The organism is Lutibacter oricola, assembly GCF_900106565.1.
In the GTDB taxonomy this organism is placed as follows: domain Bacteria; phylum Bacteroidota; class Bacteroidia; order Flavobacteriales; family Flavobacteriaceae; genus Lutibacter; species Lutibacter oricola.
This window is the reverse complement of the sequence record NZ_FNNJ01000001.1, coordinates 363,935-379,927: the sequence shown is the minus strand read 5'-3', so window position 1 is coordinate 379,927 and position 15,993 is coordinate 363,935. Positions and strand designations below refer to the sequence as shown.

Annotated in this window: 13 protein-coding genes; 6 read left to right on the top strand and 7 right to left on the bottom strand. The window is 29.7% G+C overall.

Annotated features, from left to right (window positions below):
* Position 1 precedes the first annotated feature (1 nt).
* Positions 2–892 carry a metallophosphoesterase gene (locus BLU40_RS01640; protein WP_090119059.1) on the top strand — a complete coding sequence of 297 codons (891 nt, stop codon included), beginning with the start codon at positions 2–4 and terminating at the stop codon, positions 890–892.
* A 319-nt stretch (positions 893–1,211) separates the two neighbouring features.
* Here BLU40_RS01640 and BLU40_RS01635 read toward each other — a convergent pair whose 3' ends face one another.
* Positions 1,212–1,952 carry a TerB family tellurite resistance protein gene (locus BLU40_RS01635; protein WP_090119057.1) on the bottom strand — a complete coding sequence of 247 codons (741 nt, stop codon included), beginning with the start codon at positions 1,950–1,952 and terminating at the stop codon, positions 1,212–1,214.
* A 187-nt stretch (positions 1,953–2,139) separates the two neighbouring features.
* Between BLU40_RS01635 and BLU40_RS01630 the strand changes: the two genes are divergently transcribed.
* The 3 genes from BLU40_RS01630 to BLU40_RS01620 all read left to right on the top strand — a co-directional run bounded on the left by BLU40_RS01630 (position 2,140) and on the right by BLU40_RS01620 (position 3,711).
* A complete protein-coding gene (locus tag BLU40_RS01630; RefSeq protein WP_090119055.1) occupies positions 2,140–2,550 on the top strand; it encodes a BrxA/BrxB family bacilliredoxin in 411 nt (136 codons plus the stop codon).
* A gap of 65 nt (positions 2,551–2,615) precedes the next feature.
* Positions 2,616–3,269, top strand: coding sequence for an HD domain-containing protein (locus BLU40_RS01625; RefSeq protein WP_090119053.1), 654 nt, complete (start codon positions 2,616–2,618; stop codon positions 3,267–3,269).
* Positions 3,244–3,711 carry a GNAT family N-acetyltransferase gene (locus BLU40_RS01620; RefSeq protein WP_090119051.1) on the top strand — a complete coding sequence of 156 codons (468 nt, stop codon included), beginning with the start codon at positions 3,244–3,246 and terminating at the stop codon, positions 3,709–3,711. Before BLU40_RS01625 ends, BLU40_RS01620 begins: the two co-directional genes overlap by 26 nt.
* Positions 3,712–3,713: 2 nt before the next feature.
* Here the strand turns inward: BLU40_RS01620 and BLU40_RS01615 are convergent, their stop codons facing one another.
* Positions 3,714–4,490, bottom strand: coding sequence for an enoyl-CoA hydratase/isomerase family protein (locus tag BLU40_RS01615; RefSeq protein ID WP_090119049.1), 777 nt, complete (start codon positions 4,488–4,490; stop codon positions 3,714–3,716).
* 4 nt (positions 4,491–4,494) lie between these two features.
* Positions 4,495–5,952 carry a sensor histidine kinase gene (locus tag BLU40_RS01610; protein WP_090119047.1) on the bottom strand — a complete coding sequence of 486 codons (1,458 nt, stop codon included), beginning with the start codon at positions 5,950–5,952 and terminating at the stop codon, positions 4,495–4,497.
* 144 nt (positions 5,953–6,096) lie between these two features.
* On the opposite strand from BLU40_RS01610, the gene BLU40_RS01605 reads away from it, so the two are divergent.
* Positions 6,097–9,711, top strand: a complete 3,615-nt coding sequence (locus BLU40_RS01605; protein ID WP_090119045.1) for a TraB/GumN family protein — start codon at positions 6,097–6,099, stop codon at positions 9,709–9,711.
* Here BLU40_RS01605 and BLU40_RS01600 read toward each other — a convergent pair.
* The 4 genes from BLU40_RS01600 to BLU40_RS01585 all read right to left on the bottom strand — a co-directional run bounded on the left by BLU40_RS01600 (position 9,695) and on the right by BLU40_RS01585 (position 14,760).
* A complete protein-coding gene (locus BLU40_RS01600) occupies positions 9,695–9,964 on the bottom strand; it encodes a SemiSWEET family sugar transporter (protein ID WP_090119043.1) in 270 nt (89 codons plus the stop codon). The two genes, BLU40_RS01605 and BLU40_RS01600, sit on opposite strands and share 17 nt — an antisense overlap.
* Positions 9,965–10,052: 88 nt before the next feature.
* Positions 10,053–11,123, bottom strand: a complete 1,071-nt coding sequence (gene ald / locus BLU40_RS01595; protein WP_090119041.1) for an alanine dehydrogenase — start codon at positions 11,121–11,123, stop codon at positions 10,053–10,055.
* 140 nt (positions 11,124–11,263) lie between these two features.
* Positions 11,264–14,080 (bottom strand): leucine--tRNA ligase, encoded by a 2,817-nt coding sequence (leuS, locus tag BLU40_RS01590; protein ID WP_090119039.1) that lies wholly within the window; start codon positions 14,078–14,080, stop codon positions 11,264–11,266.
* 137 nt (positions 14,081–14,217) lie between these two features.
* Positions 14,218–14,760 (bottom strand): DUF2911 domain-containing protein, encoded by a 543-nt coding sequence (locus tag BLU40_RS01585; protein WP_090119037.1) that lies wholly within the window; start codon positions 14,758–14,760, stop codon positions 14,218–14,220.
* Positions 14,761–14,921: 161 nt separating this feature from the next.
* On the opposite strand from BLU40_RS01585, the gene BLU40_RS01580 reads away from it, so the two are divergent.
* Complete coding sequence (locus BLU40_RS01580) at positions 14,922–15,839, top strand: DMT family transporter (RefSeq protein WP_090119035.1); 918 nt, start codon at positions 14,922–14,924, stop codon at positions 15,837–15,839.
* The last annotated feature ends 154 nt before the right edge of the window (positions 15,840–15,993 follow it).

Below are 15,993 nucleotides of genomic sequence, written 5' to 3'. Positions count from 1 at the left end.
AATGATTCAACAAATTATATCAAATTCATATAAAAATGCTAAAAAAATTAAGCTGAATTGCGACTCTAAATTTGTTTTTTTTAGTGATTGCCATAGAGGTGATAATAGTTATGCCGACGATTTTGTACATAACAGAAACATTTACTTTCACGCCTTAAGAAGTTATTATGAAAATGATTTTACATATGTAGAATTAGGAGATGGAATAGAGCTTTGGGAAAACAGAGATTTTAGTGAAATTTTTGAAGCGCATAAAAACATTTTTTTATTGCTACGCGATTTTCATTTAAAAGATAAGCTTCATATGATTTGGGGAAACCATGATATGGTTTTAAGTAAAGAAAAAAGGGTTGACAAATTACTAGGCTCTTATTTTGATGCTGTAACTGCAACTGACAAAGACTTATTAAAAGGATTAAAATTTGATGAAGGAATTATTTTAGATGTTGAGGGATATGATAAAAACATATTACTAATTCACGGACATCAAGCAGACTTTTTTAATTATGTGCTTTGGAAATTTAGTCGTTTTTTAGTTAGAGCACTTTGGAAACCTTTACAAATTATGGGTATAAAAGACCCAACTAGTCCTGCTAAAAATTACAAAGAATTAATTAAGGTTGAACGCAGATTAAAAAAATGGATTGAAAACAATAACAATCAAATGGTTATTGCAGGCCATACACACAGACCTCGTTTTCCCGAACCAAACGATCTACCTTATTTTAACGATGGTAGTTGCGTACACCCAAGGTCTATAACAGGTATTGAAATTGTAGATATGCAAATTTCTTTAATAAAATGGCACACTATCTCTACAAAAGATGGCACATTACAAATAGTTAAAACCATACTTGAAGGACCTCAAGATGTAGCAAACTATTTAAAATAAAAAAAGCACCCTAAAAAGGGCGCTTTAATTGTAATCAACATTCTCATTGGCATTCCACCAATTTAAACATTAAACTTTCTTACTTAACTTAATTCTAATTTACTAACCAATTATATGACACTAATTTTTTTAATTGGTCACAATTGTTTAAATTTTAACAAATTAACCCATAAAAAAAGCGTCTCAAAAATGAGACGCTCAACTAATCTTCGGGCTGATAATTCTTATTTGGGGTAAAAATTATTTTAGTTTCCCTTAATTAATTTTTATTTACTATTATATGACACTCTTTTTTTTTGATAGTCACATTTACAGCAAATTATATTTTTCTTTCTTTCTGAATATGCTCATAAGCCTTTTGTACTTGCCTAAATTTTTCTTCAGCACCTTTTAAATGTTCTTCACCTAAATGACGTAATTTATCTGGGTGATACTTTTTTACCATTTTTCTATAAGCCTTTTTAACCTCATCATTTGTAGCAGATTTTTCAATTTCTAAAATTTTATACGAGCTATCAGAACTATCGTAAAACATTGCTTTAATAGATTCGAAATCGTGTTGACTTATATATAAATAACCCGCAATAGTTTTTATAGCACTCACTTCAGATTCTGTAACAATACCATCTGCTTTAGCAATTCCAAATAAAAAATGAATTAATTGCAAACGAGATGCGTGTGTCATATTTTGACGAATTTGCATACAAACTTGCCTTGTAGAAACATTGTTGTTTTTTATAAAACCATTAAATAATTTAAAAGCGTGGCTTGCTCTTTCTTCGCCATACATACTTTTAAAATGATTTCTAACATAATTTAATTCTCGCTGATCAATTTTACCATCTGCTTTTATTACGGTTGCAGAAAGCAACAACAAGCTAATTTCAAAATCACCAGATTGTGTACTTCTACTCGAACCTCTGTAAGTTTCGGCTCTTTGCACATCTTCTCGCGTAAAACCATCTATAAAACTCCCTGCAACATAACCTAAAATGCTACCAATATATCCGCCAAATGCAAATCCTAATCCTGCACCTAACCATTTTACAAAATTTCCCATATTATTTTAAAAATTCAAATATACACTGTTTTATTAGTATCATGCATCTGGTTAAATGTTACAGTTGTTAAATAAATTATAAACTTATAGTTATGTTATTTACATATTTTAAAGTAAAAAAACTAAAAACAAAAAAATTATGTAGGTTTGTAGCCTTAATTACGTCTAATAAAAAAAATCAAAAAATATGTATCCACCAGAATTAGTAAAACCAATGCAGGCTGAATTAGAAGATTCAGGATTTGTATCATTACACACAGCTGAAGAAGTAGACACAGCAATTTCAAAAGAAGGAACAACTTTAGTTGTTGTAAACTCTGTTTGTGGTTGTGCAGCCGGAACTTGTAGACCTGGAGCTATTGCTTCATTAGAATTTGACAAAGTACCAAATAATTTAATAACTGTATTTGCAGGAGTAGATAAAGAAGCAACAGATAAGGCAAGAGAATATATGATTCCTTTTCCTCCTTCATCTCCAGCAATTGCACTATTTAAAGACGGTGCTTTAGTGCATATGTTAGAACGCCATCATATTGAAGGAAGACCAGCAGAAGTTATAGCTTCTAATTTAGCTGGTGCTTACGATGAATTTTGTTAAAAAATTTAAAACTAAGTTTATAAAAAAATCCACTTATAATTAAGTGGATTTTTTATTTTTATGCTATGAACAAATCACAAATAATTGCAAACACTGAAACTTTTGTAAAAGAAACATTGAAAAATGCTGAAGGCGGACACGATTGGTTTCATATTTTACGTGTTTGGAACAATGCAAAATTAATAGCGGAAACTGAAACAGTTGATAGTTTTATTGTAGAACTTGGGGCATTGCTACATGATATTGCCGATTCTAAATTTCACAATGGAGATGAATCTGTTGGACCAAAAGTTGCTCGTAAATTTTTACAAAACGAAGGTGTTTCAGAAAAAATAATACTTCATATTGAAAACATTATTACTAACATTTCCTTTAAGGGTGGAAATTTTAATCAAACATTTAAATCTATAGAATTAGATGTTATTCAAGATGCTGATAGATTAGATGCTATTGGAGCTATTGGAATTGCACGTTGTTTTAATTATGGTGGTTTTAAAGATAGAACTTTATACGACCCCAAAATTGCTCCAAACTTAAATATGAGTAAAGAGGAATATAAAAAATCCGAAGCGCCAACTATTAATCATTTTTACGAAAAATTATTATTACTTAAAGATAGAATGAATACTAAAACCGGAAGGCGAATTGCCACTGATAGGCATAATTATATGGAAACTTTTTTACAACAGTTTTATGATGAATGGAATGGACGAAAATAGTTTATGTTTTAAAATAATAAAAGGCATTCCTTCCACTTCAGAATTAAATATTCTTGAAAGCTTATATGCTGAAACTTTTGAAGATGCTAGATTAGATTTTTTTTCTAAAAGACTAACCGAAAAAGATGATGTTTGCTCTTTGATAGCATTTGAAAACAACACTCCAATTGGCTTTAAAATTGGGTATAATTATAACGAAAAAACTTTTTACAGTTGGGTTGGAGGCATTTTACCTAAATACAGAAGAAATGGTGTAGCCAAAAAATTAGCCCAATTGCAAGAGCAATGGGCTAAGAAGAATAATTATTTAAATATTAGAACAAAATCTATGAACCAGTTTAAACCTATGATGATTTTAAACTTAAAAAACGGTTTTGATATTGTTTCTATTTATACTAACTCCACAAACCAAACAAAAATTGTGTTTGAAAAGCAACTTTAACTTTATTCAAAATTAGGTTTACGTTTTTCTAAAAATGCAGTTGTACCTTCTTTAAAGTCATCGGTTCCAAAACTTAATCCAAAATTTTCAATTTCAACAGCATAACCATTTACACAGTTTGTATAATTTGCATTAACTGATTTTATTGCTGCCGATATAGCTACAGAAGAATTTCTACAAATTTTATTCGCTAATTTTTCACACAACGGAAGTAATTCAGCTTGATCTACCACATAATTAACCAATCCGTAATCCTTAGCTTCTTCAGCAGAAATCATTTGAGCAGTTAAAATCATTTCCATTGCTTTTCCTTTACCAACTAATTGAGGTAAACGTTGTGTACCTCCATAACCTGGTATTACACCTAAAGTTACTTCTGGCAATCCCATTTTTGCATTTAAACTTGCAACTCTAAAATGTGCCGCCATTGCCAATTCTAAACCTCCACCTAAAGCAAAACCGTTTACTGCTGCAATTACTGGCGTTTCTAAATTTTGAACAAAATCGAATAAAGTTTCGTGTCCTATACGTGCTAATTCTGTTCCTTTTTCAATACTAAAATCGGCAAACTCTTTTATATCTGCACCTGCAACAAATGCTTTTTCTCCGCTACCAGTTACAATAATAACCTTCACATTTGCATCTTCATTTAACATTTTAAAACCGTTATGAAGATCTTTAATAGTTTGCTTATTTAAAGCATTTAATTTAGATGGTCTATTAATAGTTAGTGTTGCTATATTTTCTTTTATATCTATTAAAATATTTTCAAATTCCATATTGTTATTTTTTTGGTAGTTCTATTTTAAAAACAGTTCCTTTTTCAAGTTGAGATGTAAAACTTATGGTTCCATTATAGGTTTCAACAATGTTTTTTACCATAGGTAAACCTAATCCCATACCACTGGTTTTAGTTGTAAATTTTGGTTCAAAAACACGCCCTTTATCTTCTTCGCTAATTCCTTTTCCGTTATCCGCAACTATAATTTCAATGTTTTCATTAACTTCAGAAACGCTAACTTCAATCTTTTTATTTTCAATATCTCCAAGAGCTTGTGTTGCATTCTTCACTAAATTAGTTACAACCCTTATCAATTGTGTTTTATCTAACTCTGCAATTAATTCTTTTTCTTTAGGATGGTAAGATATATAGTCTTCTGTAAAAATATCTAGTGCATGTTTTACAATTTCTACCACATTAAGTGTTTCAGTTTTTTTACTTGGCATTTTTGCAAAATTTGAAAATGCAGAAGCTATAGAACTCATTGTATCTATTTGCTGAACCAAAGTTGTACTAAACTCATTTACTTTTTCATGAATTCTTGGGTCTTCAGGATCAAACCTTCTTTGAAAACTTTGAACTGTTAATCGCATAGGAGTTAATGGGTTTTTAATTTCATGAGCAACTTGCTTTGCCATTTCTCTCCACGCCTGTTCTCGTTCTCCTTTAGCTAATTTTACTGCACTTTCCTCTAATTCATCAACCATACCGTTGTAGGCATTAACTAATGTAAAAATTTCATCACTCGCATTTTTTAATATAATTTTCTCGTTTCTTTTATTTAAACGAGTAATGTTCATTTTTTCTGTAACCGCCTTAATTGACCGAGTAATGTAACTAGAAATAAAATAAGCCAAACCAATTGCTAAAAGAAACATTAACAAGTATACATAAGCCATTCTAACTAAAAACTCTTCCAGATCTTTATCTTGAGCTGTATTATCTTGCACATACTGCAAATTTAGAATACCTATTGGTTTAAATTTATTGTCAGTTATGTATGAATAAGACGATTGTAAACTGTTTTCTTTTATTTGACGAGCATCAATAAACCTATGATTGGCATTATTTGCCACACTTTTTATAATTCCTTCATCTAAAAGTTTTATTGCATCGTTTTTTATAAACCCAGAATGTGAACTTTTTACTAATTGGCCACTTAAATTATAAATATTAATTTCTAACTTTTCTATATTCGAAATTTCATAAATTTTATCTCTAAATATCGATGCTAAATTAGTTTCAGTAAGAGCATACGTGTTTTGGTAAGAGTTTAACCAATAATTTACAGCTGCTTTAACCGATTCTTCTTTACGCTCTAACCTACCAGTATTATACTCGTTAGTTTGTTCTTTGTATTGATAAATAGTTACCGCAGCAATTAAAACAGAAGCTAATAATATTAACAATATCATAGCTAAAAATATTCTAATTCTTAATGAGAGTTGTTTAATTTTCATTAATTATAAGTTGTTTTTTGATTGAAGACTTACAACTTTTGCTTCCTTAAAAAAGTAAATATACAAATTATTTACACCTTTAAAGTTTGCTGTTTGTGAATGTTTTAGTTAATTTTAAAGTTTACCCTCTTATAAGAAAACTCTATGAAAAAAATATTTTTATTCCTTCTTCTTTTTTGCGCAATTATAGCTCAAGCTCAAAAAGAAAATAGCTTACTTTGGAAAATTTCTGGTAATGGATTAGAAAAAGAATCATATCTATTTGGAACCATGCATGTTAGTCAGAAAATTGCATTTAATTTAGATGACATATTTTTTGAATCGCTTCAAAAAGCTGATTTTGTTGCATTAGAATCTGACCCTAATGAATGGCTAGAATACGCTTTTAACATGCGTGAAATGACACTAGCACTTTCGTACAACAACCTTTATGGTAACAGTAGTTTTTACAATAAAGCTTTTGAATTAAAACAACCTAAAAAAGAACAATTAGTATTCTTTATTTCGCAAGAAAATCAGTTAATAAACAATGTTTTGTATAGAACAAATACAGCTATGCAAGATTTTCAAGAAGATACTTATTTGGATATGTTTATTTACCAAGCTGGTAAAAAATTCAACAAAAAAATATTTAGCTTAGAAGATGTTGAGCGCTCTACTTACCTTGTTGAAAGAGCCTCTATAAATGCAAATAAAGAAAAACCTGATGTTTGGCTTCAGAAAAAATTAAAAGACGATTACTATATGAATCTTTTAAACAATACATATAGAGAAAAAAATATTTCGCTTTTAGACTCTATAAATAAAGGTATGTTTACAAAACACCATATGAAATATATGCTGTACTTACGTAACGAAGAAATGGCTGCCAATATGGATACGATTATGAAAAAAGGTAGCTTGTTTGCTGGTATAGGTGCTGCACATTTAGCTGGAGACGAAGGTGTTTTAAATTTATTAAAAGAAAAAGGCTATACCTTAACTCCTTTATTATCTAAAAAAACTAAAAAAGGGGAAAGCATTAAAAATAAAATTGATGAAAAATTTATAAATACACCTTACCAACCTCAAACAAGTTCTGACGGGTTTTTTACGGTTAATTTACCTCACAAATTATTTGAGCTTAATTTTATGAATAGCCAAGTTTATTTATGTCCAGATTTAACTAACGGCTCATACATAAACATTTCTAGAATTAGCACATTTAACGCCTTAAACAAAGAAAAACTAACCTTAAACGAAATTGATAAATTATTATTCGAAAACATACCTGGAAAAATTATTGAAAAAACTAAAATTTCTAAAAGTGGATTTGAAGGCTTTAATATTGTAAACAAAACCAAAACAGGCAATTATCAACGCTACCAAATTTTTGTTACTCCAATAGAGGTTATTATTTTTAAAATGGGAGGTAAAAAAGATTTTGTTAAAAAAGAAGGTGAAAAACTATTTAGCACTATAAAATTTAACAATATTGGAAACGAGTTTGTTTCTGTTGCTCCAAAACTTGGAGGTTTTACTGTTGAAGTACCAAAGTTTAATAAATTTTCTAACAAAAATAGCGTTGGAGAGCGTTTAATTGAAGCTATGGGTACAAACAATTATTATTTTGTAAAAGAGGTTATTTTAAATGACATAAATTATATTGAAGAAGATGATTTTGAATTAGAACGAATTCACGAACGTTTTTATAAAAATATAGATTTAAAATACAACGGCGGTAAATTTCAAAACTCTACTACCAAAACATTTATTTCAAATACTAAATTTAACAACTCACAATTTCTTCACTTAAAAACAGTTTTAAACGGAGGTAAATACTATCTAATTGGATGCTTAAGTAATACAAAAGTTACACCTAAAAAATTCTTCGATTCTTTTAAAATTACCAACTTTAAAATTCCAGCAGAAAAGTTTGAAGTTAGAAAAGATACAAGTCTTCATTTTACAGTAAATACAACTATAAAACCACCGTTGGATTTAAATTACTTTTGGAACAATCGCAAAAAGAAGAAGGATTATATGCCTAAAAAACGAAGCTTAGTTTATAAAAGTGATTTAAATGAAGATGTTAGGGTAACTTTTAATAAATATCACGATTATGAAAGCTACGCAAACGTAGATTCGCTATGGAACAATTTAACTAAACAATACACTTCAACCTCTGTTTTTAATCATTTAAACAGCGTTAATGTAGCTTCTATAAATCCAGATTACCTACTTAACAACACTTCAAACAAAAAGAAAAAGTTTATTTTATCGAACAAAACTACCGGTAAAGATAAAAATGGGTTTGAACAACTTAATTTTTTATTGAAAAATAAAGAAAGTAGCAAAGCCATTAAAGTAAAATATGTTTTAAAAAATGGTGTAGTTTACAAATTAGAATCTCTAATAGACACTGCACAAACGCACTCTAAATTTATTGATGAATTCTACAATTCGTTTAAACCAAACGATTCTGTATTTGGCAAATCGCTTTTAACAAGTAAAACCGATTTGTTTTTTGAAGCCCTTAAAAATAAAGACAGTTTAGTTTACGACTCGTATCAAACAATAGATTTTAATGAATCTAACACTGATGAATTAATTGATATTATTTCTAATTTTAAGTTTGACGAAAGTCAACAAAAAGTTAAAACGAGCTTATTAAAACAGTTGTCTTATTTAAAAAATCCTAAAGTAAAACCGTTTTTAGAAAACCTTTACAAAAACTCGTACGACAACCCGTACAATCAAATAGCAATTATCAATTCTTTTGCAAATAAAAACACAAGTGAAGCCAACAAAAAGCTTTTAAAACTATTGGAATATGATTTTCCGTTAACTTCTAAAGCTTTTGAAATTTCTTCAATGCTAAGGCCATTAAATGACTCGTTAGAAATTAGCAAACAGCTTTTTCCTAGCTTACTTAATTTTACAACAATTAATGAATATAAAGAGCCTATTTATGATTTATTAGCCGCGTTAACTAAAAAGAAACTAATAAATCCTAAAGTATATAAAAGTTATAAAAATCAGATTTTAACAGAAGCTAAAATTGAATTAAAAAGACAATTAAGTAAAAAAATTGAAAATAATTCGTTTAAAAAAGGCTCTTATAGAAGCTATAATAATTATAGTATGGACAATAGTTTAAATTCATATACCCAATTATTGTTTCCGTTTAGAAAAGATAAAAATATAGCAGAGTTTTTAACTAAGCTTGAAACTACAGATAATTATTTCGTTAAAATTCTTTTTATTATTTTAAAAATTGAAGCTAAAGAAAGCTTTAATACTGAAATGTTTAATGAATTAGCTTCTAACATAAAAAGTAGATCTATTTTATATAAAGAGCTTAAAGAGATAAAAAAAGAACACTTATTTCCAAGTAAATTCAAAAATCAACAAGCAATTGCTACCTCAGTTTTATTTAAGAATTATAGAGATATCGAAAAAAATAAAGACAGTTTAGAGTTTTTAGAAAAACGAACTTTTAAAATTTCAGAAAAAAATTACAACATCTACTTTTATAAAACCAAACAAAACAACAGTTTTAACAACTATAACAAAGGTTGGAAACTAAATTTTATAGCTTTTGAAATACCTAAAAACAATAAAATTGAAACTAAATATTTCCACAAAAAAACGGGTCAAGAAATAGATGAAACTAAAGAATTATCTGAACTATTGGATAATTTTGTAGAAGCAACTAGATTAAAAAACAGAAAACGTGTTAACTTAAAGCAAGAAAATAACTTTAATTCTTATTATTAGTATAAACTAACTTAAAAACAATAAGCATTATAGCTAATATCCCAGTTACAATATTAGAAACTATCATTGCCAAGCTTTTTAAATGAATACCATAAATAAGCCACAGAACAATTCCTGTAAAAAACACTAAATACATGGTTAAAGACAAGCTGCTAACATCTTTTGTTTTCCAAGTTTTGTAAACTTGTGGAATAAATGATGCTGTAGTTAAAGTAGCTGCTATTAAACCTATAATTTCGTAATTATCTATCATTATAATATAAAACACAAAACTAAACAAAAAAAGCCTTCATAGAAATATGAAGGCTTTTTTGAACTCTTATATTTTTAAAACAACTGTATTATTTTAATATATCTTGACAAATAATTTCACCATTAACTATGTTTACTCCTTTTTGTAAAGGTGCATTTTCATCACAAGCTTTTTCCCATCCTTTATTTGCTAATTGCAGTACGTAAGGCAGTGTTACGTTAGTTAATGCAATTGTAGAAGTGTAAGGTACTGCTCCTGGCATATTAGCTACACAGTAATGTACAACATCATCAATAATATAAATAGGGTCTTCGTGCGTAGTTGCTTTAGTAGTTTCAATACAACCTCCTTGATCTACTGCAACATCAACTATTACAGTTCCTGGTTGCATGTCCTTTAACATATCTCTAGTAATTAATTTTGGTGCTTTTGCTCCTGGAATTAAAACTCCTCCAACAATTAAATCTGCATCTTTAATATGCTTTCTAATATTATACTCACTAGAAAACTCAGTAATTACGTTATTAGGCATAATATCGTTTATATATCTTAAACGATCTAAGTTAATATCTAAAATGTTAACAATAGCTCCTAAACCAGCGGCCATTTTTGCTGCTTGAACACCAACAACTCCACCACCTAAAATAAGTACTTTTCCTGGTTTAACACCTGGTACACCACCTAATAAAACGCCTTTTCCTTTAATTGGTTTTTCTAAGTATTTAGCACCTTGTTGCACAGCCATTCTACCAGCAACCTCAGACATTGGTGTTAATAAAGGCAAAGTTTTATCTACCTCAACAGTTTCATAAGCAATACAAACTGCTTTACTATTTACCATTGCATCAATTAAATTATTGTTTGAAGCAAAGTGAAAATATGTAAAAATAATTTGACCTTCTTTTGCTAACTTATATTCTTCTTCGATAGGTTCTTTAACCTTCACAATCATTTCAGCGATAGCATATACATCTTCTATAGTTGGAAGAATTTCAGCACCTGCGTTTATATAATCACTATCTCCAAAACCACTATCAAATCCAGCTCCTTTTTGAACATAAACTTTATGGTTATTTTTAGTTAATTCAAATACTCCTCCTGGAGTTATTGCTACCCTACTTTCGTTATTTTTAATTTCTTTTGGAAGACCTACAATCATTTTTGAGATTTTTTATTTATTGCGCAAAATAAGCAAAAAAAAGAGCTTATTTTAACATATTTATTGTTAAAAAAGCTCTTTTTAAGATAAAATTAACATTAATACTACGATATTAATATTAACCAATATAATATTAACCGCTACCCAACTATATTAATAATTTTGCCAGGTACAATAATTACTTTTTTAGGGGTTCTACCCTGTAATTGAGCTTCGGTTTTCTCGTGTGCCATTACAGCAGCTTCAATATCTTCTTTACTCATATCTAATGGTAATTCCATTTTAAAACGCATTTTACCATTAAATGAAACAGGATACACTTTATTACTTTCTACCAAATGTTCTGGTTCAAAAATTGGGAAATCAGTATCAGAAACCGAAGTTGTGTTTCCTAATTTACTCCATAATTCCTCAGCAATATGTGGCGCATAAGGCTCAATTATTACAGCTAAAGGTTCTAAAATTGCACGTTTATTACATTTTAAAGCTGTTAACTCATTAACGGCAATCATAAATGTTGAAACTGATGTATTAAAAGAGAAATTAGCAATATCCTCTTCAACTTTTTTAATTGTTTTATGAAGCGTTTTTAATTCATCTTTTGTTGGCGCTTCTTCATTAACTGAAAATTCTCCATTAACAATGTATAATTTCCAAAGTTTTTTCAAGAATGAATATACTCCAGAAATTCCTGAAGTTTTCCAAGGTTTTGATTGTTCTAAAGGGCCTAAAAACATTTCGAATAAACGTAAACTATCCGCTCCGTATTCTTCACAAATAGTATCTGGGTTTACAACATTGTATTTAGATTTTGACATTTTTTCTACCTCACGGCCAACAACATATTTTCCATCTTCCAGAACAAATTCAGCATCCTTAAATTCTTCTCTCCAGTTTTTAAAAGCTTCAACATCTAACTCATCTGATGTATTTACAAAAGAAACATCAGAATGAATTTTTTGAACTTTATAATCTCCTTTTAATCCTTTTGAAACAAACTTATTTTCACCCTCAACTCTATAAACAAAAGCCGAAGTTCCAGTAATCATTCCTTGGTTAATCAATTTTTTAGCATACTCATCATTTGGTACAAAACCTCTATCAAACATAAACTTTTGCCAAAAACGAGAATACAGTAAATGACCTGTTGCGTGCTCGCTTCCTCCAATGTATAAATCTACATCTTGCCAATAATTTACCGCTTCTTGCGAGAAGATATCCTCACTATTTGTTGGATCCATATAACGGTTAAAATACTGTGAACTTCCTGCCCAACCTGGCATAGTATTCAACTCTAAAGCAAACACTGTTTCACCATTAATTTCATTATTTGAAACAACCTCATTTTTAACGGTATCCCAAGCCCAAACTGATGCATTTCCTAAAGGTGGTTTTCCATCTTCAGTAGGTAAATATTTTTCAACTTCTGGTAAAACAATTGGCAAATGTGCTTTGTCAATCATTTGTGGTAATCCGTTTTTATAATACACAGGGAAAGGTTCACCCCAATAACGTTGACGACTAAATACAGCATCACGTAAACGATAGTTTATTTTACCATAACCTATTCCTTTTTGTTCAATTTCGTAAATAATACGTTTCATTGCCTTTTTATAGGTCAATCCATCTAAAAAGTCAGAATTTGCAATTTTTACACCTTCTTTTGTTGAACAAGCCTCTTCAGAAATATCTACACCTTCAAAAATATTAGGAATTTCTAATCCAAAATGATTAGCAAAAGCATAATCACGCTCATCTCCACAAGGCACAGCCATTACAGCTCCCGTTCCATAACTAGCCAATACATAATCTCCAATCCAAATTTGTACTTTTTCACCAGTAAAAGGATGTAAAGCATAAGCACCTGTAAACACACCAGAAATGGTTTTCACATCGGCCATACGCTCTAATTCGCTACGTTTTGCAGTAGCCTTCACGTATTCCTCAACTGCATCTCTTTGCTTATCTGTTACAATTTTAGACACTAATTCGTGTTCTGGAGCCAATGTCATAAAACTTACTCCGTAAATTGTATCAGGACGCGTTGTAAACACAGAAATTTTGTCATTTTCAAATCCGTCAACCTTAAAATCTACCATTGCACCTTCTGAACGACCAATCCAGTAAGTTTGAGAATCTTTTAAAGGCTGTGGCCAATCAATTTTATCCAATCCATCTAATAAACGTTGTGCATACGCAGTAATTCTCATACTCCATTGCATCATTTTTTTACGAACTACTGGATGACCTCCACGCTCTGAAACTCCGTTTACAATTTCATCATTTGCTAACACAGTTCCTAAAGCAGGACACCAGTTAACTTCAGTTTCAGATAAAAATGTTAAACGGTATTGTAATAATATTTCTTGTTTCTTTTCTTCTGAATAATTTTTCCAATCTTCAGCCGAAAAAATGGCTATTTCATCATCACAAGCAGCTTTTACTGTTGCATTTCCTTCAGCTTCAAAAATTGAAATTAAAGTAGAAACATCCTCAGCTTTATCGCTTGTTTTGTTATACCATGAATTGAACAATTGAATAAAAATCCATTGTGTCCATTTGTAATAATTAGGATCTGAAGTTCGTACCTCACGAGACCAATCGAACGAAAAACCAATTTTATCTAATTGTTTTCTATATGTTTTAACATTAGCTGCAGTAGTAACTGCAGGATGTTGCCCTGTTTGAATAGCATATTGCTCTGCAGGTAATCCAAAAGAATCATATCCTTGCGGATGCATAACGTTAAAACCTTTATGACGTTTGTAACGTGCATAAATATCTGATGCTATATAACCAAGTGGATGCCCAACGTGTAATCCTGCACCCGATGGGTATGGAAACATATCTAACACAAAAAACTTTGGTTTATCTGATTTATTTTCGGCTTTAAACGTTTGGTTGTCTGCCCAATACTGTTGCCATTTGGCTTCTATCTCTCTAAAATTATATTCCATGGTCGCTTTCAAATTTTTGAAAGCGCAAAGTTACGGTTAATCTACAAAAGAATAAAGTCTAATTTTAAGTATTAATATCTCAAAAAAAAGGCCCATAAACCTAAGTTTACAGACCTTAACTTGAAAAAGAAAAAAGATTATCCTTTTACCGGTACAGTAACAACCACGTTACCAAAACCGAAATACATATTTGCATTGTTTCCTTCACCATTAAAAGCTATAGAAAACGCTTCAATTGATTCTTCTGATTTAGAAACCACACCTTTAACTCTTACAACATCTTCACTTTCTTTATAAAAATAAGATCCCCAAACATTTTTAGCTGTACTTAAAATCACAGTCCATTCATTATCATTTGGAATTGTAAACAATGTATACGAACCTGCTTTCACAGCCTTTCCGCCAAAAACAACATCTTTATAAAAAGTAATTTCAGCAGCTTCATTAGCACCGGTTCTCCAAACTTTTCCACTTGGCGCTAATTTCTCAACAGTTCTTCCTTTTAACTGTGGACGGCTGTAAACAATTTTCACCAACTTATTAGACTCTTTGTAACTAGCCGGATATGCCGCAGCATCCATAGGGCTTTTGTCTAACTTCGCAAATTTTTGAGCAGTAATTTCATTTGTAAATAGTAATACGATTGCCATTACAGCAACAAACAATAGATTTTTTTTCATTATTAAATAATATTTGATTGTTAAATTATAAGCGCTTAGTCTAACTAAATTAGGTTTTCATACAGTAAATTATATTAATATTATGTTAAAGCCTTTTTTAAAAGAAGTGTTCGTTTTCTTTTAATATTGTTTAATTTCGCCCTTTAAAATAAAGCAACAAATTGAATAAAAACACGTACAAAGCTCACCTAGCTTTATTAGGTGCAAATGTAATTTATGGTATGAACCATATTATTGCAAAAGACATAATGCCTGAAAAATTAGGTCCTACAGCTTTTATTTTTATTCGAATTTTAGGTGCAAGTATTCTATTTTGGACTATAAAAAACTTCATTAAAGAAAAAATAGACAAAGAAGATTATTTTAGATTGGCAGTTTGTGGGGTTTTAGGTATTGCAATTAATCAACTTTTATACTTTCACGGATTAAGTAAAACATCTCCAATTGATGCATCTATTATTTATACATCTGTACCTGTTTTAGTATTAATATTCAGTTACTTTTTGTTGAAGGAAAAAATTACCAAAACAAAAATATTAGGAATTATTATTGGAGGAGCGGGTGCCTTATTACTTATTTTATACGGTAATAAAAACGAAGGCACTAGTACACTTTTAGGGAATGGATTAATTTTTTCAAATGCTATTTTTTATGCATTTTATTTAGTGTACGCTAAACCTTTAATGAAAAAGTACCATCCAATAACTGTTATTAGTTGGGTGTTTTTAATTGGGTTTATTTTTATGATTCCTGTAGGTATTAACGATGTAATTTCTACCAATTTCAATGCTTTTACTTTAAACACTTATTTGGTAATTGCTTTTGTTTTGTTCGGAACTACTTTTATGACGTATTTATTTAATATCTACGCGCTTTCAAAAGTTCCACCAAGTGTAAATGGAAGTTATATATACTTACAACCAGTAGTTAGTTTTGCAATGGTTACTATTTATGCTTTTGTTTTTGGGAATAAAGAATATGCACAAGATATTAGCTTTATTAAAATACTAAGTTCTATATTAGTAATTGCGGGTGTTTATTTAATTAGCGTGAAAAAGAAGGTTGAAATTGATAATTAGCTTTGGACTTTCAACTTCAACCTATAGAGTACAACAAATCGGGTGAGATGCTGAAACAAGTTCAGCATGACGTACTTCTACATTTTTACGGTAAAATTTCTATGTTTCACCTTTTATGCTTCAACTCCGCTCAGCTACGGCTAATATTTTCAAT

Bases quoted from the DNA above. Each gene is read 5' to 3' on its own strand.
- BLU40_RS01640 (WP_090119059.1), top strand. From the start codon at position 2: ATGATTCAACAAATTATATCAAATTCATATAAAAATGCTAAAAAAATT.
- BLU40_RS01635 (WP_090119057.1), bottom strand. From the start codon at position 1,952: ATGGGAAATTTTGTAAAATGGTTAGGTGCAGGATTAGGATTTGCATTT.
- BLU40_RS01630 (WP_090119055.1), top strand. From the start codon at position 2,140: ATGTATCCACCAGAATTAGTAAAACCAATGCAGGCTGAATTAGAAGAT.
- BLU40_RS01625 (WP_090119053.1), top strand. From the start codon at position 2,616: ATGAACAAATCACAAATAATTGCAAACACTGAAACTTTTGTAAAAGAA.
- BLU40_RS01620 (WP_090119051.1), top strand. From the start codon at position 3,244: ATGATGAATGGAATGGACGAAAATAGTTTATGTTTTAAAATAATAAAA.
- BLU40_RS01615 (WP_090119049.1), bottom strand. From the start codon at position 4,490: ATGGAATTTGAAAATATTTTAATAGATATAAAAGAAAATATAGCAACA.
- BLU40_RS01610 (WP_090119047.1), bottom strand. From the start codon at position 5,952: ATGAAAATTAAACAACTCTCATTAAGAATTAGAATATTTTTAGCTATG.
- BLU40_RS01605 (WP_090119045.1), top strand. From the start codon at position 6,097: ATGAAAAAAATATTTTTATTCCTTCTTCTTTTTTGCGCAATTATAGCT.
- BLU40_RS01600 (WP_090119043.1), bottom strand. From the start codon at position 9,964: ATGATAGATAATTACGAAATTATAGGTTTAATAGCAGCTACTTTAACT.
- ald (WP_090119041.1), bottom strand. From the start codon at position 11,123: ATGATTGTAGGTCTTCCAAAAGAAATTAAAAATAACGAAAGTAGGGTA.
- leuS (WP_090119039.1), bottom strand. From the start codon at position 14,080: ATGGAATATAATTTTAGAGAGATAGAAGCCAAATGGCAACAGTATTGG.
- BLU40_RS01585 (WP_090119037.1), bottom strand. From the start codon at position 14,760: ATGAAAAAAAATCTATTGTTTGTTGCTGTAATGGCAATCGTATTACTA.